The sequence below is a fragment of the Paraburkholderia sp. SEWSISQ10-3 4 genome (assembly GCF_030464785.1).
In the GTDB taxonomy this organism is placed as follows: Bacteria; Pseudomonadota; Gammaproteobacteria; order Burkholderiales; family Burkholderiaceae; genus Paraburkholderia; species Paraburkholderia aspalathi.
In genome coordinates this window covers 204,023-225,434 of sequence record NZ_JALPRI010000002.1, presented here as the reverse complement: position 1 = coordinate 225,434, position 21,412 = coordinate 204,023, and the positions used below count along the sequence as shown (strand labels likewise).

The following is a 21,412-nucleotide window of genomic DNA, read 5'->3' as shown; positions in this document are numbered from 1 at the left end:
GATTTGGGACTGGTATCGTCCGGTTGCTATGTAGCCATGCTTTTCGCCCTTTTTGGAAACGTTGTGCGATGGCTGAATCCTATACGGTGTTACCCATCCAAAAACTCAATTGAGGTAACTTTCACCTCAATTGAGGCGAATCATCGGGAGGATCTGCGGCGCTCCGCAACCGCTGCGGCGTCCTTTAGAATTTTATCTACGGTATTGGGAGATACCGACGCACCAATTTTCTCGGTCATGACAGAGATTGTTTGAGCGCGCTTATACGTCCCATCGGGTAGTCGATCCGCGATCTCGTTAATTAATGCGGCTATCAAGGTGAGCAGCGTATTGCGCTCCCTCGTTCCCATATCGGGCTCAGGGGAAGAGCGTGGCTGTGACCTTGACTGCTTTAATGAGTGCAGTTCAGTCAGCATCTCCTTGTACAAAAGCTCTTGCTGCTCCGCCACGGACATGCGATAAGTTTCCATCGCATGTTCATCGTAATCCGTCGGCCCAGGCTCTATGGATGCTGGCGTGCGATGCGCCACAATTTCGTCCGCAAGAGACAACAAAAACTCGTTCTCGTCTAATTGGTATTTGGACCACCAGTCGCCGAAACCTAGGTCGTGCTCTCGACACCAGGCCTCTACGTCGCCGGTGGATAGAAGCGTATAAATCGCCTCGATACGATCCTCTCGATCTCGCGCCAAGGCCACCGGTTTAATTCGTCCCAACTCGACCGCGCGCACAAGCCCTTTCTCTATCTGGTCGCGCTGAATTTTGACCTTACCAGTCGGCTCAAGCAAAGGTGACATACCGACGACATAGTCGCCGTCGTTCGGCAGTTCGGGATCAATTTCGCTTTGATCGCGCAAGTCGTTATCAAGCGCAATGAGCAACGAGGCTTCTCTTAAAGAGATTGAAAAGAACAGCGCTCCGTCCAAAGCGAGCGCTTGGTAGAGATCTTCATATGGCATTTCACGCCCCTTGACGCCCCTTCGCTATGGAAACCGCGCCGACAGGGTAAGGACCCCTGCTATTGCCTCGTCGGGCTAGATGCGGTTGTAGCTGTCAAATATACCTTCGTCTATGATTGAGGCGGCCGGCGCTGTTGGCGGACGGAGCGAATTCCACGCGGTTCGTGACGCATTTCGGCGGCTTCATGCGGTGGCGATTGCCGCATTCAACGACGCCTCCAAGACGCGACAAAACTGATTCGACAATGACTGAACCTCAGAGAAACACGGTTCTAGTATCTCGGCGGATGGAAGCGGCCCGGATGCTAGCCGCTGGCGAAAGCATCGAACGCGTTGCCAAACTAGTAGGGACCACGACGCAGACAGTCTCCAAGTACAAGAAAATTCTCGACGCTGGCGGCATTGACGCGTTGAAGAGCGTTAGCGTCGGCGGTCGAAAATCCGGGCTCAACGCTGAAGCCCGTCAATGGATCGCCGACACCGTCCGACAGTCGCCGCGAATCCACGGTTTCGATACTGACCGATGGTCAAATCCGAAGTTACTGGATGTGATCGAACGGAAATTCGGCGTTCGGTACTCCGATGTCTACGTTCGCCAACTGACGATCGATCTCGGGTTACTGGCGCATATGCGGCCGCGCAAGGCGCCTATCAAACGCCCTCCCAGCGTGCTCGACAATAATGCGATGGCTTGGATTGCGACTGCTTTACGCGATTCTCCCCGAGCGTTTGGATTCGACGCTGACCAATGGAACAACGAGCGTTTAAGGTCCCTCATTGAGAAGCAGTTCGGCGTGCGCTATTCAAGCCGATACGTATGGCAGATCGCAACACGCTTGGGCCTAGGGCACGTGCTTACGAAGATCCGGAAATGATCGCAGATGCCTACAACCCAAGGCCGGGCCGCTTCGATGACGAAGCACGCGCCGAACTGCTTTGCTATCTTGTGCTGGGGCAACTCGTCGCCCGAGCTCGCACGGGGGCGTGGCTGAGAACCGATCATCTCATCGAGTCGACGCGCATCTGGCTGGCCGGTAATGGTGCTGACGCTGACTGGATGGAACGCGTCCAGCTCGGCGCCCTGTCAGAGCGGATCGCACTGGATTTTGCGGAGCTGCCCCGCTTTGCGGACCCTGCATCACTCGCCAAGCTGTTCACGGATGGCTGGAGGTTGGACTATCGATCGCCCATCGTCCGCGGGGTCTACGCAGCTTGCAAGAGCGAGCTGAACCCGTACCAGCCGTAGTAGCCCGTTTTACGACAGGTCAGGCAACCATCAGTGCGGCGAGACATGCAAGCGCCAACGCCAGGAACAGGCCGCCCACAAGAAGGTGATGTGGATATTTCACGCGATCCCCGATTCGTTATCCACCAAGCATACGATGGGCACGGGGAGCGCAGTGTTAAAGATGTTCGGACACTAGATTTGAAAAATCCCAGCGCAGAGCTAGGCCTTGATCGACGCCTGGTTACGCGTCCCGGCCGCTACCGCACTCTCGCGCGCCACCGACTTTAGGCGGTGACGTTACGGACCTAGCAAGCCATCTATTTGACTCGCGCCGACCGGATATATATCGCGCGGCCCCAACACCGCATCCGAATGCGCCAAATGTCCAGAATCCCACGAAGTAGCGAGAGAGAGTCGTCGGTTTAGCAACACAAAGGGACCTATGAGAGGAACAGCCCTCAACGCCCCAGCGGTACCGTCCCAAGCAAACTACCGATCCGAGACAAAACGAAGGCCAACGCATCGCCCAGCCATCCTTCAAGCCTAAGTCGAAGTTCCATCTCAGTTTTGTGGCAAACTTCATTAACAAAAAACAATCCGGGGCCTCGCATGACACAACGTTTTGACTTGAAATTCACAGGCAAACTCGCGCCCGATAACAAAATCAGCGCGCGGACCCTAGCTCATTCATTACAGCATGTCCAACGGGCAATCGACAAGTTGGTCATATACGAACAACGTGGAGCCGTTCGCAAATACGCGACGCTAGCCAACACGGAATATGCTGCCGCAGACCTCATCGTTCAACAGTTTGAAGAAGGGAGCATCCGCATCCCGCTTCTAAACGAAACATACGTGTGGCTCGGGGAAAAGCTCAGCGGCATTTTACACGACCCGTACGAAGAAGCAGCCTCAGAACAGGCCCTCTTGCTTACCTCCCTCGATGCCCAAGTCCCATCGGCGGTTAACCGCGCATCTCATAAAAAAGCCAAAGGGAATACTCAAGTTGACTTGATCGAAGACGAAAAACAGCGAGAGCACGAGTACTACATTGCGGCAACTCTTCAAGAGATAAATCAACTTGTTTCACCCTTGCGCTCAAGCGCAATGACGGACAAAGAGACCATTACCTTCTCTATGGGAAGCGGAAAACAACGCCGAGATTATCGATTCAATCGTCGAATAGCAAAGCGATTCCACCAGGTGGTTAGTGCAAAACAATTTGGACCGGAGACTCTTTACACAGGAACCTTAAACGGCCTGAATGAAGTTCGCGTGGGAAAGTTTCCATATAAAGGACAATTCAAAAGTGAAGTTACCAATCAAGAAATGGCCCTTTGGATTCCAACAGAACAATCGGCGCAGGAGCTTAATAAGTACAATATTAGCGATACCATATTTAGTTTTTGGGCCGCACCAATTACCACCTACGGAGTATTCGATGAATACCGTGGCGACCTAGTCTTCCTGGCGTTTCCGCATGAGTGACATTTCAGAAAAGCTACTTGACGAGACGCTCAAGAGCATAGGACCACTATTATCGCCGTGGCGGATTTTATTTTTCGGCGGCACGTCAGTTGCATTTTCGCCAAAATCGAGCCTAACTGAAATACTAGCGCTAGCTGCGGGATCGGCGTCCACGTCCACGAAAACCGTCGCCGATTGGATTACCGCCGTACCCATCTGGGAGCTCGCCGTCATATTTTTCGTTTGCAGCGTGGCAATACCGAAGATCAGCAATCTGCTGCTCAGCACCTTTATAGAACATGCTCATATCAGGCATAGCGAAGCTCTAATTAATAATCTCATCGCATTAAATACGCAAAAACCCAGTCGAATCGCCAACAGATATTCCAAAAATATCAGCCTATTATATGAAAAAAAGAAGGGAAGCGAGCGCTCCATATTTCGATTAAAGCTATACTCCGAGATATTCAGCGGATTATTGATAGCGGCCGCGACTTACTTTTTCATCAAGGGGCTGGCTCCGTTATCAGCGACCTTCCTCGCCTTATTACTGGTACAGACTTTTTACATATCAAGGAAAATCACCTTCCTATATTTAATCGCCATTGCTCCATACAACGTCATTGCTCGCGGTTTGCAAAAGGCGGGCAGCCTTACCCTCACCAAGCGCCCATTCCCTTGAAATCGTTAGGCAGGCGACGATCAAGCTTACAGTTCTCGCGTCGATAGCCAGAAACACCCAAGCTCCCACCGCCAGAACGTTTGGCATCGGTCGATGCGTCGCCCCCCACACTGCTCGACTCAAAGGCGATGTTAAGCGCCACCGCGGTTCGAGAGAGATACACGCGCTGGCAACGTGGACGACGGGCGCACCGTGCGCTATGGTGGGATGAAAGACTGAAAACGCCTGCAACAACCAGCCAATTGAGCGAGATTGCCATGCAGCCAACAATTCACCCGTCCACTTGGAAATTCTTGCGCGGCATTTATCGGAATTGGTATTTACCCCGGCCGGATCTCACGCTTAACGATTGGCTAAGCGATATGCGCCGAGCACACGCCGCGCTGCTTGGCGAGGACATCCAAATCGATCGGATGCTCGCGCAGTCGATCATGGTTCTTGAATACGCCATCATTGATCGCTGCGGTCGGTTGCCGGCTGAGATCACCTCGTAACCGCCTCTGGTCGCAAAGCCAATTGATTCGTGCCCCGTACTCTTGCAATGTGAACTCCGAATAGGAATTTCCGATGACGATTGGCACCTCCGCCAGCAAGACGACGAAGACAAATGTGACCAACACCAGAGAGAGCATCGAGACCGACGCGCCCCCACGGCTTGACGACGGGGGAGCGACAGACGCTACTGAAAAGACGGTCAGATTGTTCGCCGCACGCATATTCGCCATTCGCGCCGACTTTCACGCGGGCATCGGGCCGCGCGACCCGCTACCGCTCATTGAGACAGAGGCGCGCCGGGTCTCGGCCATCATCACGCCGACCATCAGCAAACGGTCGTGGTACGGCCTATGGCATGTCCTGAAGGAACTCACCGCCGAGTGCAATGGCGACCCGGTCGTGGCCGCGCTTCTGTACTTGGCGATTCAATGCACCACCGCAGGGGACGCACTCAATAGCGGCGAGGATGAGGCGGACGTGAAGCGCAGGATAGACGACTGCGTGCGGGACATGGCGAAGAGGATGGCCTGAGGCGCGGATAGTGCCTGCGGCGGCTCCGCTCGCCATCGGCGATAGCGGCGCACACCAACGAGGCGCGATCCCGTCTTAGCCCCGCCATCCTTCGGCCACATTGATCCACGCGGATTCGGTCCCCTTCAGCCAGACGCCATTCGCGCCCTCCTCCCACGTGTACATTTTCTGGCGCGCCACGGCACCCTGCTCAAAGCACGTATCCGTGAGCATGTTGTTATTCGCGTCGTACGTGAACGAGTGCGGCAGTGAGGTCGGATCGAACGTGATTCCGTTGGCGTCTTTGACTACGACGCGGACGCTTGCGGACATGGCTTATGCGCCCAGGAACGCCGGGGGCGTAGGCAGCGTCGCGTCTACGTTATCGCCGATGTTGCGCAGCGATTGACGGTAGCCGACTAGCTCACAGAACTCGCTCGCCGAAATAGTCGTGGTGCCGCGGCCAATGGCAATCTCTTCGAGATGCTGCGAAACGAGATCGGCGGTAGATGCGAGCAGCGAGGATGCGGTAGGTTGCGACATGACAACTCCTTTATGTGGATTGGCACCCGTGAGGATTGCTTACACAAAAGGATGGCGTCACGTCCAGGCAAAAAAATACCCACCTCTAAGAGCGGGCAAAGGCCGAAGCCAGGATGATCTCCACGCGGGAGATTAGATTGAATGGTCGCGTCACGATTCGCAGTTCACCATTTACCAACAAACCCCGGCTAACCGGGCCATCGATCAGTTGCTCACGTTGTTGCCGGGCAACGAAACACGTTGCGTCGTTCCAGAAGAGGTCGGTGGATTGATCGTGGTGTACAGCTTCTTCGATTTTTGCACGCCGCCGATGTTGGTGCTGTTGTTCTGCTCAATGAAGATGGTCACGCCACCGCCATCGGACCCGCCGCCACCATTGCCACCACCCGACGATTTGAGATACTTCGGGTCGATCTTCGCAATGTAGTCGCGCGTTTCCTTCGGGGCGAAATCCAGCCACTTGTCACCGTGCGCCTTGATGTCTTCGTTGAGGTTCCCTTGGCCCCAGTTGTACCCGGCGAGCGCCTTGCCTACATCGCCGTGATTGACCTTCAGAAGGTCGCGATACATGCGCGCCGCGCCGTCCGACTCCGAGGCGAAGCTGCCAATCGTCACGCCGTACTGCTTCGCCGTGCCGTCGAGCATTTGGAAGTTGCCCTTGGCGCCCGCGCCAGACGTACGGTTATTCGCGCCCCACGACGTTTCTGCGCCCCAAACGCCATCGAGGAGACCATTCGGCAGGCCGTATTGCTGCTCAAGTCCACCAAGGCGCGTGTCGCCAATCGCGCGACGCCCAGCGTTGAACATGCCAGTGCCCGCATCAACGATCTTGTCCCATGCCGTGCCGCCCGTCGCAGTGTGCATGCCGTCCACTTTGGCGCGGGACACGTGCGAGTCATCGACCGCTTGAATCAAACCCTTATCAGTCGGCTTCTGAGGTCCAACAAATCTCGGATCGACAGGGCCCGCAATGCCCGCACCGAGTTTGTTTGCCATCCACAGAATGCCATCCATCGCCTTCTGCGAGTATGGCACTAGGCGCTCGCCGATCTGCGTCTTGATGTTTTCGATGTTCGAGTCGATAGAACGCTGAATCGTGGCCTGCGTATCCTCCTGCCCCTTGCCAGATAGCACGCGCACCATTTCGTTTTGCATCTGCTGGAAGTTGCCGCCTTGCTCTGCTTTGTCCATCGCAGCGATGTCGCCGGGCTGCATATCCTTGCGGTTGCGGATCGCGTCCGGTCCCGTGCGGTAGAGCTTGTCGAGGTCGTCAAACGAACCGGCCTTCGAGATACCGGCGATAGCCTGCAGGCCGCCCTCGCGCACGTCGCCGAGGTCAACCCCGGCGTTTTTCAGCACCATACCGATGCCGTTGTGGTCCGACGTGCTCGCGTTCGCCAGGCTGGCCGCGTCGCCGAGCGACTTAAGGCCAAACATGTTCTTTACGGCGTCAAGCTCCATGCTGGAGCCGTACTGGCCGCGACCAGAGTAAGCCTTGTCGAGGCCCTGCATGGTTACCGCGAGGTTCGAACCGGCAGGCCCCTTATTCTGACTGTCCCAGTTTTTGACGCCGCGGCGCGACATGAACGTACCAACATCCTGATTGTCCAGACCATTTCCGAACAAGCCGCCCTCTGCGCGAAGCTGCGCACGGATCGGGTCCATGCCGAACTGCTGCGTCAGGAAGTTCCTCGTCGCCTCAGTGCCGCCCATATGCTGCATGGCAGAGTTTGCAGTGCCAAGGATCGAAGAGGCATGGTCCGCCGTCATATCGCCAGCCAGCATCGAGCCGTAGGCGTTGCCGAACACATTCAGATTCGGGTCAACAGCGTTGAACCGATTCTGCGAGGCAGAAAAGCTCTGCATTTCCTGCATGACCTCGCCGGGCGTCGCCTTACTCTGCGCATTGACGATGGCTTCCGCAAGCTGGGTAGCCAGTTCCTTGTTGTTCTGGCGCGAGTTGATGCGCTGCATACCAGACACGAAGTTGACGCCCTGCGACGGTTCGAGGCCATACGCGCGCCCGAGGTCCGCGCCCGAGCGCGTGGCAGTCGAGAGTTCGGCAGGAGTGTGATACGCGCCACCGCTTGCCGCGTTCGCCTGCCCTTCGAGCTTGACGAATTCGCCGTTCGCAATGCTCAGGCCCTGCGCAGCCTTCCATGACTGTTCGCTCAGGTCGCCGAAGGCAATGCCAAGGTCTCCCATCGACCGTTTAAGGCGGTCAAGGTCCTGATTGCGGGCCTTGGCTTGATCCATGCCCTGCCCGGCCCACTCCATGCCCTTGCCGATGGTCGAGGTAACGCCAGCGAGGAGCGCGCCGATAGGGCCGCCCGCGATGCCTGCGGTGAGAATGTTGCCGAGAGGGCCGCCGATACCGTTGCCGGCGGCCAGTGCGGTCGCCGTGCCGAGGCTTCCACCCGGGCGACGACGCCACCATGAGGTCGGCTGCTCGTCGTCACCGCCAGAGCCGCCAGCGCCACCCCCGCCACCCCGGCGAGGACGACGCCCGCTACCACCGCCGCCACCGCCACCGGAGCCGCCTGAGCCACCGCCAGCGCCACCACCAGGGGGAGCCGGGGGAATGATGTTGCCGTTGGCGTCGGTCTCGTTGTAGGCGGTCGGGTCGAGCGCCGTACCGCGTACCGAGTGCAGGAAAGCGCGGTCGCGCATGCGCTGCGCAATGCGCGGGTCTGCGGACAGCTTGGAAAAGTCGATCTGCGAGATATGCGCGCCAGACTGGCCGGTCGCCTTCAGCGCGTTGCGAAGCTGCGAAGAGAGCGCGAGGGTCTGCTGAAATTGCTTGTTGATAAGCGCGAGATCGCGCGCCATCAGCTTCATATCGACCGGCTCGAACTTCTGCTTCTGGTTCTGCGCGACGGCAGAGCCCAGCTTGTTCATGGACGCAGTGATTTTCTGGATCGCCGCGTCAACCCCGCCGACGTTTGCCCCAACTCCGATCTTGACTTCGCTCATTTGCACTGCTCCGAATACGTGTTTGATAACCTTATCGTGGCGTCACTACAAAGGGCGAGAACCAATGAAAAAAGGCCCTGCAATGAGGGCCTTTCGTGCTGCTAATCGGTCGCGCGAGGCGGCCCGTGATTCGGGTTAGATGTGCGGCTTCGTGCCCTGGCGAACCAACTCGCCAAGCGCAGCAGACGGCCTGTAGAAGTCAAACACGTTAATTGCCACACGCGAATTCGGACCGGTACGCGGATTCATTTCGACCTGAATGCGGTAGCGTTCAGCGACAGCGTCGAGGAATTCCTTTTCGAGTTCCTTGATGTACTTCAGCAATTCCATCGCCGCCGTATTAAGACCCATCTTGCGGTAAAACTGATGGCGCTCATCAACAGCCTCCGCATGCAATTTTTTAAGGTTGTCGATGTGGCTTGTCAGCGTGCTTGCCGTAGCCTCATCTTCCTCCCTACGAGCAACGGATTCGGCTTTACGCTCCGCCGCCTGAGCAGCCGCGAGGTTTGCATTCAGCTGTACGAGCGCCGCGGCGCCCTGGTCGATCAACGCCTTAAGGTCATTCGCATCGGCTTCAGCGGAAGCCTTGCGAAGCGCGGCGACCTCTTCGCTGATCTTACCGGCGCGGAAGTCGCTGAAGGCAGCGGCGGCCAGAGATTCGGCTTCGGACCTGCGGACGAGCAATTTCGATTGGGCAGCGTGGGCCTGCTCTGCGCGCTCGGCGGTGGCAGTCAGGTTGGCGCGGGCGTGGGCCAGATTGTTCAGTGCTTGCGTGGTCATAGTCATAGACTCCTGTTTGATTCGATGTACTGGTTATGCGCTGAAAGAGTTGCGCGAATCGAATACCGGGCGAGCCGGAATGGCGAAGCGCGTCGACAGTGCGACCAAGCGGTTATCGCGAGCCTCCTGAAGCGTCTCGGCGGCCTCGTTGATGCGTTGGGCCTCGGCGGCTTGCGCGTCGCGCTGTGCGGCCTCCTTCGCGGCGATCTGAGCGTCCTCGGAGTCAACGAGCTTCTTCTGCTCGGCTTCGAGTTCACGCAGGTACTCACGCAGCTTTGCGGTCGGATCTCCGGCGACAAGCGCTTTGTTCAGTTCGAGCTTTGCAGCGGCGATGCGCTTGCTAAGGTCTTCTTTCGACATCGTTGCGGCCTCCGTAGCGCGTTTGGTGTTCTGTTTGGTTGTCATTCTTTTGCTCCCTGCGGCGCTTGCCGCGTCTTCAGCCATTCCAGTACTACCGACTTTTTCCACCTGAGCACCGCCGCCGAAATGCGATATGGCTCAGGGAAGTCACCCTCTTTGATGAGCCGAGAAATGGTCCGCTTGCTCACTGCCAACATCGCAGATACATCCTCAAGGCTAATCATTGGATCGTCGGCTTCGATTGGGTTCGTCATTGCATCCCCTAACGTTTCGTTGCCGTGGACGTATCTTTTCATCACGACTCGGACAACGGCGGCATACGTGCAAACGAAGGCGAATTTATTCGCACATGTGATTACGTCCAATTGCTCGGAATGGACAGGCGCGACATTCGACCGACGTAAAAAATCCGCCGTAGCGGGTTCGCGTGGATTCGATCACCGCAGCACACCTTGCCGCGTCGTGACGCGATTCTCCAGTCACCATCAAAGGAGAATCGCCGTGTGCGAAATAGAAACACTGAGCATGTCCCAGACGATCAAGGCCACCGGTCTGTCATGCAGCACCATCGCCCGCGCGCTGAAGCGTGACGATGGCTCATTTCCGAAGCCCGTACGCAACGGCGAGCGCGGAAACATGCACTTCGACCGCAAGGAGGTTCACCAATGGGCCGCCGCGCGCTCAAGTGTCCGCGACCTGGTGAAGTCGTTCGAGCCGCCTAAGGACTTCATGGACGCCGTCAAGATGATTGGCGACCGCGCCATGACAACGTCGCACGAGGTCGCAAAGCGTTACGGCATGCGTCCAGACAATGTTCTGCGCAAATACGACAACCTCGGATGCAGCGAGGAATTTAGCCGCCTCAATTTTGAGGAGGCTGAATACATTGACGAGCAAAACAAGCCGCGCCGCATGATTCGCATGACGCGCGACGGCTACGTTCTCCTCGTTGGCAAGCTCAGCGGTAAGGCTGCGACGCTCGTAATGGAAAAGTACATAGCCTGCTTCAATGCGATGGCGAACTACATCGCCGAACTGAAGGGCGATCTTCAGGCTCTGTGCGACGTTGGCACCGTGCAGCGCATGGACAAGATGCGATCAGAGGCGAGCTACCACGCGAGCGGGCTCGCCACACTGGGTCACAGGATTCGCCGCGACGAGGCTGGAGAGAGTTCGGCCATCGGACGCCTGCAGTTGAACCTCCCATTCGAAGATCGATACCATCCGCGCATCGAAGACATCGCCGGGCCGCAGGCGGCTTCGTGACCATAGATTTGAATGGCACCGATTTGGTGTACACACCAACGCAGCCCGGGATGCCGGGCAAAGGATTTAGACCATGTTTACAGGCACTTTCGATCCTGCCTCAGCGGGTCATCAAGCGCTGCTCGCGCACCTGAATTTGCTGGGCGGATCGGACCATTCGCACATGCTCAAGAGCGTCCATCCCGACGCGCTGCACACCCTGCTGAAGAAAGATAAAAACCACGACCACCGCGCCCCAGCGAATCCGGCTGCAGTGATTCGCAAGGGAAGCGTGGGCCCGAACTTGACCCCGGCCCAGCGCATTCGCGCCGAGCGCGAGCGTAAGGAACGCGAAGCAGAAGACGCTTACCTCGAACGCATGCGCGCCGCCCGTGGCACCAATGCCGACGATAGCGAATTCGGCAGGGGTCCCGAAGACGACGAAGAGGAAGAAGGATTCAGCAAGAGTCTCCATAAGGGCGCATTCGGTCGTTTGAAGGCAGGCGTACAGCAGTTCCTTAAGGCGCATGCTGGGTCGGAGCACGGCATGGATTTCGAGACCAGGTACGGACTCGGCGCGGCACATATCGCGCCCGTGGCACGCACTGCGGTCGCAAAGCCGACCACCGCATCACTTACGAAATCCATTGAAACCGTCCGCGAACGCTTAGACAAAATTTTGGGAGTCACGCCCATGCAGAACTTGAATAAAAAGATTGCCGCCACCTCTGAAAAGCTCGCCAAGAGCCTTCCCACCGCCTCAGTGCGCGGCCTGCGCATGGCAGCGCCGCAGTACACCGTGCCGCAGGTGGAGGCTGCTGCAGGCGCTGCGCTTGCGCATGGGGCCATCGATGCACAATCCGCCCAGGTGATCGCCAACAGCCTCGCGCTTGGTGGCGTGGGCGCAGTGCCCAATGCGTTGATGGCGAAGCTGCGCGGCGAGTAACCGACTCAGTTTTGAGCCTGCTGAAAGAGCCCGGTTTCGACAAGGCTTTTTCTTGCCCGAGTTGCGCCGTTACCACTTGCATAAAAACATTATTCGACAAGGGAAACGCGCGGCTTCGTGGGAAACGTTCGTGACACCAGTCTCTGTGTATCGAAACACAGGGGCATCACATGGGATTCGCAGCGCGGCATGAACCTATCGGGCGTACGATTGCCCTCCCCGTCCCGATGCGGATTGAGGACGTGGCCTTGCGCCCGCTCGAAGCCTATCCCGAACTCCCCCCGACGTTTCACTGCAGCCCACTCCGTGCCGACATCAGCGTGTCCGCGTGCAAGTCGAACTTCCTGAGCGGCAGCCGCGTTTCGTGCCGTGGTTGCGTCGTCGGCGTGCTCAATGCGGGCGTCAGCGAGCGCACGGCTATCGACATAATCAACAACAAGCGCGCGGACAGCCATGAACGCGCTGCCGCGAAAGGCTCGTTGTCCTGCATCCGCTGCCTGAAGAGTGGCATGACGAACAAGCGCCTGATCGGCAAGATGCGCTTGGTGCGAAACACTGTTTGCGTTTCGTGCTTCAACCGCGAACGCGAATTTGTCAACGGTGGGGTGAATAGCAAAGGCATGCCAATTCGCAAGTGGGCTGGCCTTCGCAACGCAACCATCACAGTAAAGACGGCCGATGGCAAGCGCAAGATCGAAGACATTAGCCTGTGCATGGATGCCTTCGAGTGCGGCCGCTTCGTTGAGCGCACGATGCCCGGCGCGACCCTTGTCAAGACGATCATCGGCGACGAGGTCATCGAGCAGTTTTCATTGTGGACGCCGCCGCCGTTTTCGCCGTGGGAACCCGGTATGGTTCGCGATGAGAAGCCTAGTAAGCCGAAACGCACATACACTCATCGCGGCACACGGCGTACCGGCAAGAAGACCAGCACTGTTGCATCGCCTGTCGATTGGGACACGCCGCTCTACGTAAAGCCCGCGCCGTCAGACGAAAGCGATTCGGATGGCAGCCGTCAAGCGCGCCGCTGCGGATGGTTGCCGCCGATGGACGAAGAGGACGACGCAGGCTATCGTGCGTCGCTCAATGAGCCCGCACTTGACTCGGATTCCATCGCAGCATTTTGGGACTTTACCGCCGACGGCCTGGCTGAGTTTGTCGAATGGCTCACCGACGGCTGGCCTGTGCCGGTTATCGAGGTCGGTAGCGAGGCTAAGCCGTCGCTTTCCGGGCTCGCAAAAGCGCATAGCATCTCTGCCACACTGGCGCATTACCGTCTGAGGACGCGTGGAACCGTCGAATTTCCGCTCGATCCAAATGGCTCAGTGCTGCACACCCGCAACACATCCGGCATCAACGGTGTTCATTGGGTAGTGAAAAGGAATAAGTGGTGTGCGCGCGGCTACCAAGCAGGTCGCGCCGTCCACCTTGGCCACTTCGACACGATTGAGGATGCGACTGCCGCCCGCGCCTCGTTCGATAGCAAGCCTACAGAGCCGTCCACGCTGGCTGCCGATGCCATCGCATTGCCTGAAGTGGTAGAGCATGCTGCGAGCGATTCTGAGCAGCCTGAGCAGGAATCGGAATGGGCTGGTTGCTACCTCGTGCGCGACGGCGTGACGACGTACGTTTGCGACTACGCCAAAGAGCGCGGCATCAGCGATGAAGAGGCGGCCATCGTTCTCGGCATGTGCGATCCGGAATACACCGACGAAGAAGACGATCCGCAAGTCATTGATTCGACAGCAAAGCTGAAAAGTAAGCCCTGCGCCAAACGCACAAATGAACCCCCGAAAAAGCTCACCGGCAAGCAGCAGCGCAAGCTAGAAAAGGCGCCGCGCCGAGCGTCAACAGCACCCCAGCGCATTCCCCAGGCACAAAGCGGCCCCATCGCGCAAACTGCGCACGCCTATATGGGCGTTCTGTTCGGCATGGCCCACGCGCAAATCAACCCACCACCACACCGAGACTCACCATGAACACCCTTGCGCCGGGCGGCACGATCCACCTCAATCCCGTCAATACGCGCGCATCGAGACCTATGGCCCGCTGTTCAATCACGGCACGCTGCAATGCACTGTGTGACGAAGCGAAAAATTGCCGCGTACAAGAATTTGACTCAATCGCTACGAAATCGATTTAAAAGAAATCTAACCGCCGCTCGCGCCATCAGGCTCCGCCCCTTCGGGCTCAGCGCCTCCTGGCTCCGCGCCACCAGGGTCCGTTTCGCCTGACTCAGCGCCAATGGTGTCGTCGCCACCGGACTCGGCATCATCGGCAGGTCCCAGATCTGCGTCGCCAGGAGGGTCGTCCGCTCGTACATAGCTCGCCATTACTTCGCTCAGAGTGTAATTGGAACCGATTTCCGCGGAGGGACCGTCAACAACTCGGTCACCGGTTGATGAATCAGTTGTATAGACGTAAAAGTTACCGTCATTGTCAACTTCAACTACTGTAGTAGTTCCATCTGCGTGCGGAATTTCGTTTGTGTCGGGCACAGTGGCCTCCACTTTCAATCAAGCGGTTCGAAGGGAAGTGTTGGATTCCCAAGAAGGGGCGGATACGCGGTTTGTCCTGCCGGAAGACTCCCAAGCCGCCTGACGATTCTCCGGCAGGAGCAGCTTTTGTGGTTGTGGATCTAGGCTGCGACGCTGGCTCATTATCAACGCTGCCAACCCTACGTTCCCGCTGTAAAACAGTTCAACCTCATGGCGAGATCAAGTATCGGAGTATTTCCGCCTTACACCGTACGACCCGGACTGCGACTGCATTGCCGTCCGCTGGGAGTCGCCCATCTGGGTTACCGGCGTCGTCTGGGTGACGCCTCATGCTAAACCTACTATAGCTCGTGCCGAGTTGGTGCAAGCTCGTTCACGCTACGTGTTCGAATGACCGAAGGCGGCGAATTGTCACAGAGAGGTGACAATAGAAAGTGCGCACCCGCTGGGTTGTTCGCTTGCGGCCGAGAGCGCTATGAGTCAATTGTTCTGAAAATCACCGCTCGTCTTCGTCTATAAACAGAAAGGGAGGTCGCCGTGGCCGAAGCCTCCCGCCAAGCCACCTGCCGCCGAGGCATCCGCGCGTCGGCCGCTCCCGTCAGCTAGGCAAGGCGATCGTTCGATGAAGGTCAACGACGTAACTAAACGAAGGATCTGACATGACTGGCGCGGCGAAAATTTATGTTCGGGATATTTATAAAAGGTTTGCCTTCCTTGCTTGCTGGATGCCAAACATGAGCGTTTCGCTCGGAGACGTCGGCATCGTCGAAAACAATGTGTTCAAACAAGTGACCTCTCTTAAAAACCTTGGTATTCCTTATACGTCTAGACTTGGGGGCCATCCGGCAGACTTCAGCTTTACGTCCGAATCAGGTGTGAAGATCCTGACAAAAGTAAAAGGCGAGCTTGCCGCCGGGACGACACTACCCGCAGCCAAAGCCGGTGTATGCATTCAATTCAGCAAAAAGGGTGGGTTCATCTTTCAGGCGTCGGACTGCTATATGGACGAAATTGACGACAAAGTCACCCTTGGCAAATCGATTGTGGAACTCTCTCGAAATGGAAAGGATCAATGGCGAAGGGAGTGGTGTGTGATAGATACCCTCGTTCGTGCCGGTTCGGCGACCATCATGGTATCGACCTCAGCGCAAGCGGCCTTGGAGCTTACCGCCAAAGCAGCCGTTGACCCTTCTACTTTGGCTAAGCTGGATGCTGGTTTCTCCGTCAACGCCCAGAGCGGCGACATTGTCCGAGTCATTGCTCAAAAAGGCTTGACCCCGTTGTTCAGGCTGTCCCGCGTCAAACCGTTCCTGCTCGGGCTTCGATTTGGAGGCGAAGGTGCGGAACCGGTCAAAGAGCAAGACGACAAAAGCTTCTTCGACGCGGTCGAGCCGAGTGATCTCTAGGCAGCGGCGTTCGGCCGAAGGGATCAAGCCAATCGAACTGACTAGGAGGTACGTCGAATGATCCGGCTTTCTTGGCCCGCCAGATTCTTTCCGGCAAAGAGAAATGTGGCGACGCCCCACCTGCAATTTGGCGGTCGGGGGGATCGTCGGAAAAATCCGATTCAACGCGGGAATCCGGATCCACTCGCACCTTTGCTGACCGCGCTGTCTTGGAAATACGTCACTCAGGACGCAAAGTTTGAATCCTACAAGTATCCTGAGTATGGCTCGGAGGAAATGAAGGAGCAGTTAGGGCATTGGGTCGGCAGGATCTGGATTCATCAGAACAAATGGCCCACTGGCGCAAAACTCAGATCCTTCGAAATCCTTAAACTTGAACCTGAGTTTCGAGATTACGTAGCCAAGCATGGCCCTGAACTATTCGATTATGGGATAACAGTTGAGGAGACGTGGGCGTCCCAGCAATTGTATTCCGCAGACCCGATTGTTCTATTCCTTTCGAAGCGTTTTGAAGGCGAAGCGACTACGCGCATCACCCGTAAGAAAATTTTAGAGTCCGAAGTGCTTGTTTGGCTGCTCGCCGCCCTCTGCTTCGAGTTAGACATTGATCGGCCGGTGCTGCAGGTGATGACCACGAATGGACAGAGCGGGCATAACATAGCTATTAGCGGCCTCAATGGGGTCGACTTCGTTCACCCGCGAGGAAATACACATATACCGCGCGGCTGGTTTTCGTTTCACGATCCGTGGCCAGCAAGATCTCTCTTAGCATCGAAGCAAAAATTTCCGCTGATTGACGTCTTTGAAGACGTGAGCCAGCCACCATTCTGGCTAATTTCGCCAGATGATTTGGAAAGGGTGATTGTCGGATTCGTCGTCCCCTCCTCTCTCGTGCCTGCGATGCATGAACTTCTTTCCACAGTCGATCTGGTGAAGAAGCACCGCCGCGATGGACGTACACCGCTTTGGATTGAAAACCCGATGGAACCGGAACAACCGTTTTTCGCGATGCTCGCGATGCATGGTGGCAAGACGCCGACGACTTTTGCAAGCTTAGTCGGACTCGCGCAATTAAATCTGCTTATCAAAGACGTGGACAATGCTCGAGCGCTTCTTCGCGAGGCGTATGCTGTTAGACCAACCAGCGAGACCAGAGCGTCATTCGTAAACCTCCTGACCCACTTCGGCCATATTGAACTTGCGAAGGAATGGGGCTAGCGCGGACTTGAAGGAGAAAGCGCTACCCCACGTTTCCGGCCCAGCCGCATTGTTTTCTTGCGGTTAGCTTCAAATGGGGTGGGACCGCGCCACCGTCCGCTCATGGCCAGGCCGGTGCCTGCCTTTGGCGACAGCGATCCGCCGTGGTTGGCGTCGCCGAAGGCACTTTATTCGACAATCTGTCGTGGGCCGTTGCCGCTGCCGTATTGAGAGCAGCTAGCCCCGGCGACGATGGCGAAGATCTTGTCACTGCCGAGGACCGTGAATTCGAGCTCCGCATTCACTGCGCCATCGGCGTGGGACGTGATCTCGCCGCCACGTTAAGAGGCTCCTACGCGGTCAAGGCTAGTTCAAAAGGTGAACGCGGCAGGGATTCGCCATCCACGAATGCGGTGGCACTGCGCACTGCAAACGCGAACGCGCGTTCCTGACTCGCGAACTCTCCGAGATTCCCAAGTGAGGTAGCTTCACCGTCTTCCGCCAAGATTGATGCACGCGCTACAAAGGCTTTGCCATGCTTCGTGACGCAAGGCTGAATTGCTGCGCCGTGATGATAAAGAACCATCGCAACTCCACTCATTTGTTGTTCGCGAAATCGGCGATGGCATTTTAGCGTTCCATTTTCGTCGAGGGCAAACGTTACCTTTCCTCGCAGGACGCATAAGTAACACTTGAGGGCCATACGGTCTGGCGGAGTATCCGCAGGGCCATTGTTTTGGGCCGATGTTCGAAGTCCGCGTGCAAGCAGGGGCCAACTTCCGTAGATAGCCGAACCCGGTGCGATGCCGAAGTTCCGTACTCGACCGGCCCCTGCCTGTCGACGATCGGCAGCACGCGACCCTACAGCGACATTCGCGGGAGCAAACTCGCCGCCACTAAGCTGACAGTCGGGGACGGGCGCAGCAAACCGGCAGCTGCTGACCGTTCGCCCGGCGCGCGCCCCGAAAGGCGTATGTGGTCTATCGCACCAAGCGGATCACGCGTGCAGCCGACCGAAGCTACAATTCAACGTCAGGCGATGCGATGTCGCCGCAGCGCGCAGCATGTTGTCATTTGCATTGGCTCCTTGGCCTTTGTCAGACGAATCTCGTTCGCTTAAAGTTATTGGAGTTCAACGATGTTTCAACTGTCTTCGCTGTGGAACGGCCCCAGTTGGGACAGCGCCCTCTCGCTGGCGCTCGCCTCAAAGCTTGCCTATGAACGCAATTCGACGGTCGAGAACATCGCGAGCTCCAGTTGGGAATTCGATAGGTGCCGCGGGTTCGAGGCAGGAAGTGCACGGGGATTTGTAGCGGCAACAAACGATGTTCTGCTTATTGCGTTCGGCGGGTCAGAGAGTATCTGCGATTGGATCGGGAATTTCGACCTCCGGCTAGAGGACCGGGGCTATGCCAACGTCAACAGAAGTTTCGCTGCAGCATTCGACCTCGTTAAGGAGCAGCTCGCATCTGCACTTTCGCAGATTCGCACTGCTGGCATGCGTACATGGCTCACCGGTCACGGCCTTGGAGGTGCTCTGGCGACCATAGCTGCTGCCGAGTTCAGAGAGGTCCTGGAATCCGCGACTGTGCTAACGTTCGGCCAGCCACAGGTTGGGGATGAAACCTTGCAGGCCTTGTTCGAGACCGACTTCCCGTTTCGCTTCTACCGCTTAGTCAATGACGACGATGTCGTGGCGCGCGTGCCGCCAAGCTATTCGCCTGTGGGGCAACTTGTTCATTTCGACGGTAGCGGGCGCGTGCAATTCGCAGATTCCAAAGCGCATGCAGCGCAGATCCAACCGGCCCCACTGTCAATAGAAGAGTTCGAGCGGCTAAGGAAGGAAATCCATCGCGTGCGCGCGGCGCTCGCCAAGGAGGGTCGCTCGGCAAGCGGGGCCGCCCTTGATCAATCAGTCGAGGGGTTCATTCCGGGCTCCAGCTTCGTCGACCACAAACTCGAACGCTATATTGCGGCCATTCGGCGCTGGACCGGCGCTACCTCCGTCGATGCCGCGCTTTCGGTCGAGTCGGACAGCCGCGCCGCGCAGGAATCTGTCGAAAGCAGTGGTGGTGCAAGGGCACGAAAGCGCCCGACCGACGAAGTCTCTGTCGTGGTTCGCGTCACGGACGAGGGCTGGGTGCCGCCCCCGGGAATTGTCGCTACCGCCCGTATCGGGAGCATCCTCACGGCCCGCGGCACCTTGGAGAAAATTCAGCAGCTCGCGAACGATCCAACGGTCACCGGGATCGAGATCAGCCGGGAAGGCGGACACCACGAGCTTGTGGATTCGGTGCCGTTCGTGTCCGGCGACCAAGTGCACGGGCCGGCGATCGGCGAACGCGGAGACAGGGCGCTGGTGGGCATCATCGATACTGGCATCGACGTGATGCACGAGGCATTTCTCGATGGCCAGGGCAAGACGCGGATACTCGCGATCTGGAATCAGCACGATGCCGTCGGGCCCAGCCCTAATGCGATCGATACAACGTTCCCTTCGACCCTCGGACGCCTGTGGCTTGCGAGCGATATCCAGCAAATGGTCAATTTGGCACTACCGGTCCCGCCTGAGCTGCGTGATCCCGGTGCGCACGGCACGCACGTCGCGAGTATTGCGGCGGGAAGGGCCGTGGGTGGACTTGGCAACGGTATGGCTCCTGACGCGGGCATCGTCGTGGTGATGCCGAAGCTGAAGAGCAATCCGGCAGATCCCGTCAGCGTCGGTTATTCCGCGAGCCATCTGGAGGCACTCGATTTCCTGAAGCGCGTCGCCGCGGGCCACAACACGGTGTTGACCGATCCATTACCCATGGCGGTCAATGTCAGTCTGGGCATGAATGCCGGTGCGCACGATGGCACATCGCTGCTCGAAGCCGGATTCGACTCGATCACCCACAAAGGCCGGGACCCGGGCTTCGTGGTGGTGAAGTCAGCCGGCAACGAGCGCGGGTTTGGCGGCCACGCCCGTATCCAAGCCTTCAACGGCCTCATGCCGATCACCTGGGAGTCTGACGCGACTTTCCGCTACGAGGACTACTTCGAAGTCTGGTACGGAGCGCTCGACGACCTTGAGTTCACGCTCGTGGATCCGGCGGGTAATGCGTCGCCAGTGGTCTCGCACAGCAACAAGAAGGTCACACATACGCTCGGCGGAAATGTTGCACTGATGGAACTCGTCGAGCGGCACGTCGACAATGGAGACAATCGCCTCGTCATCCAGATTGCCCCGCAGTCCGCGCAGATCCAAGCTGGGCAGTGGTCACTCAATGTTCAAGGGGTCAATGTCCGCAGCCGCGATCCGGTGGTGAATGTCTGGGTGGAGCGGGACGATGCGCGTGCAGTACGCTTCTCGACAGAGGTGCCAGAGGTCACCCTGAGCATCCCCGGTACGGCTGATACCGTCATTACGGTTGCAGCATGTCACGTGGGAGCGCCACTGCAGCTCACCTCTTCCTCGTCTTTCGGGCCGACGCGCGACGGTCGTGCCAAACCTGATCTTTGCGCGCCCGGCAAAGACATTACGGCGGCGCTGGCCGGGAATAACAACTACGGCGCGGGAACTTCGATGACCGGCACCAGCATGGCGGCACCACATGTGACGGGAGCGCTTGCGCTGGTCTTCTCTCACCGTGCAAAGCAGCTCAATCAACCTCAGCACAATGCGCGGCAGCTTCGCGCCGCGCTCATTTCCACGACGCGTTTCTCGGGCGTGCACAATCCGGGGCCGGGACACGGGATGCTTGACGCAAAAGCGCTGTTCGATCTTCTGAAGTAGGAGCGGCGTCGCTCCGCCAGTCGGTTGGAACCGGAGGCGTTGGGGGCTTCGGCAGAACGGCAGCGTCTCGTCCGACGCGCTTGGCAACGTGCACCGAATGGTCCGCATGCGCGTGCGCCGCCGCCTGCCTCTCTTGCGGCCAGCACTGTCGCGATATCATTGGCTCAATGCGCGAGATGTCTTTGGAGAACACCTTGGCTCGGTAACCGCATAGGCAATCTGACCGCTCCCATTGCGCTGACCAGACCGGCAACACGTGCTCATGACGCCAGGAAGTGCCTTGATATCGACGCGGCGGTCAACCACCTCAGGGCCTTCGGCGCGTGCATGACCTAGCGGGACTACAGA

Annotated in this window: 19 protein-coding genes; 12 read left to right on the top strand and 7 right to left on the bottom strand. The window is 57.7% G+C overall.

Features of this window, described 5'->3' with window-relative positions:
- Positions 1-140 precede the first annotated feature (140 nt).
- A complete protein-coding gene (locus tag M0D68_RS06955) occupies positions 141-959 on the bottom strand; it encodes a hypothetical protein (protein WP_266224067.1) in 819 nt (272 codons plus the stop codon).
- Between the two features lie 245 nt (positions 960-1,204).
- Between M0D68_RS06955 and M0D68_RS06950 the strand changes: the two genes are divergently transcribed.
- The 6 genes from M0D68_RS06950 to M0D68_RS06925 all read left to right on the top strand — a co-directional run bounded on the left by M0D68_RS06950 (position 1,205) and on the right by M0D68_RS06925 (position 5,362).
- On the top strand, positions 1,205-1,834 hold the full coding sequence (locus M0D68_RS06950) for a helix-turn-helix domain-containing protein (RefSeq protein WP_266224066.1): 630 nt from the start codon (positions 1,205-1,207) through the stop codon (positions 1,832-1,834).
- Positions 1,831-2,205 (top strand): hypothetical protein, encoded by a 375-nt coding sequence (locus M0D68_RS06945; RefSeq protein WP_266224065.1) that lies wholly within the window; start codon positions 1,831-1,833, stop codon positions 2,203-2,205. The genes M0D68_RS06950 and M0D68_RS06945 overlap by 4 nt, the downstream gene beginning before the upstream one ends.
- A 591-nt stretch (positions 2,206-2,796) precedes the next feature.
- Positions 2,797-3,675 (top strand): hypothetical protein, encoded by an 879-nt coding sequence (locus M0D68_RS06940; protein ID WP_266224064.1) that lies wholly within the window; start codon positions 2,797-2,799, stop codon positions 3,673-3,675.
- Positions 3,668-4,336 carry a hypothetical protein gene (locus M0D68_RS06935; RefSeq protein ID WP_266224063.1) on the top strand — a complete coding sequence of 223 codons (669 nt, stop codon included), beginning with the start codon at positions 3,668-3,670 and terminating at the stop codon, positions 4,334-4,336. The genes M0D68_RS06940 and M0D68_RS06935 overlap by 8 nt, the downstream gene beginning before the upstream one ends.
- A 257-nt stretch (positions 4,337-4,593) precedes the next feature.
- Positions 4,594-4,830: a hypothetical protein gene (locus M0D68_RS06930; protein WP_266224062.1), complete on the top strand. Its 237-nt coding sequence runs from the start codon at positions 4,594-4,596 to the stop codon at positions 4,828-4,830.
- Between the two features lie 73 nt (positions 4,831-4,903).
- Positions 4,904-5,362: a hypothetical protein gene (locus M0D68_RS06925; RefSeq protein WP_266224061.1), complete on the top strand. Its 459-nt coding sequence runs from the start codon at positions 4,904-4,906 to the stop codon at positions 5,360-5,362.
- A gap of 75 nt (positions 5,363-5,437) precedes the next feature.
- Here the strand turns inward: M0D68_RS06925 and M0D68_RS06920 are convergent, their stop codons facing one another.
- The 6 genes from M0D68_RS06920 to M0D68_RS06895 all read right to left on the bottom strand — a co-directional run bounded on the left by M0D68_RS06920 (position 5,438) and on the right by M0D68_RS06895 (position 10,293).
- Positions 5,438-5,674, bottom strand: coding sequence for a hypothetical protein (locus M0D68_RS06920; protein ID WP_266224060.1), 237 nt, complete (start codon positions 5,672-5,674; stop codon positions 5,438-5,440).
- A gap of 3 nt (positions 5,675-5,677) precedes the next feature.
- Entirely contained in the window at positions 5,678-5,884 is a 207-nt protein-coding gene (locus tag M0D68_RS06915; RefSeq protein WP_266224059.1) for a hypothetical protein, read from the bottom strand.
- Positions 5,885-6,088: 204 nt separating this feature from the next.
- Positions 6,089-8,857, bottom strand: coding sequence for a hypothetical protein (locus M0D68_RS06910; protein WP_266224058.1), 2,769 nt, complete (start codon positions 8,855-8,857; stop codon positions 6,089-6,091).
- A 135-nt stretch (positions 8,858-8,992) separates the two neighbouring features.
- Positions 8,993-9,637, bottom strand: coding sequence for a hypothetical protein (locus M0D68_RS06905; RefSeq protein WP_266224057.1), 645 nt, complete (start codon positions 9,635-9,637; stop codon positions 8,993-8,995).
- A gap of 33 nt (positions 9,638-9,670) precedes the next feature.
- Positions 9,671-10,081: a hypothetical protein gene (locus tag M0D68_RS06900; RefSeq protein ID WP_266224056.1), complete on the bottom strand. Its 411-nt coding sequence runs from the start codon at positions 10,079-10,081 to the stop codon at positions 9,671-9,673.
- Entirely contained in the window at positions 10,039-10,293 is a 255-nt protein-coding gene (locus tag M0D68_RS06895; protein WP_266224055.1) for an AlpA family transcriptional regulator, read from the bottom strand. Before M0D68_RS06895 ends, M0D68_RS06900 begins: the two co-directional genes overlap by 43 nt.
- A gap of 229 nt (positions 10,294-10,522) precedes the next feature.
- Between M0D68_RS06895 and M0D68_RS06890 the strand changes: the two genes are divergently transcribed.
- The 6 genes from M0D68_RS06890 (at position 10,523) to M0D68_RS06860 (ending at position 21,064) form a co-directional block, all read left to right on the top strand.
- The gene (locus tag M0D68_RS06890; protein WP_266224054.1) at positions 10,523-11,263 is read left to right on the top strand and encodes a Rha family transcriptional regulator; all 741 of its coding nucleotides are present in this window, start codon (positions 10,523-10,525) and stop codon (positions 11,261-11,263) included.
- Positions 11,264-11,336: 73 nt separating this feature from the next.
- On the top strand, positions 11,337-12,188 hold the full coding sequence (locus tag M0D68_RS06885; protein ID WP_266224053.1) for a hypothetical protein: 852 nt from the start codon (positions 11,337-11,339) through the stop codon (positions 12,186-12,188).
- 170 nt (positions 12,189-12,358) lie between these two features.
- Entirely contained in the window at positions 12,359-14,167 is a 1,809-nt protein-coding gene (locus tag M0D68_RS06880; protein ID WP_266224052.1) for a hypothetical protein, read from the top strand.
- Between the two features lie 1,178 nt (positions 14,168-15,345).
- The gene (locus tag M0D68_RS06875) at positions 15,346-16,092 is read left to right on the top strand and encodes a hypothetical protein (protein ID WP_266224051.1); all 747 of its coding nucleotides are present in this window, start codon (positions 15,346-15,348) and stop codon (positions 16,090-16,092) included.
- Positions 16,093-16,149: 57 nt separating this feature from the next.
- Entirely contained in the window at positions 16,150-17,310 is a 1,161-nt protein-coding gene (locus M0D68_RS06870; RefSeq protein ID WP_266224050.1) for a hypothetical protein, read from the top strand.
- A gap of 1,117 nt (positions 17,311-18,427) precedes the next feature.
- The gene (locus tag M0D68_RS06860; RefSeq protein ID WP_266224048.1) at positions 18,428-21,064 is read left to right on the top strand and encodes a S8 family serine peptidase; all 2,637 of its coding nucleotides are present in this window, start codon (positions 18,428-18,430) and stop codon (positions 21,062-21,064) included.
- The last annotated feature ends 348 nt before the right edge of the window (positions 21,065-21,412 follow it).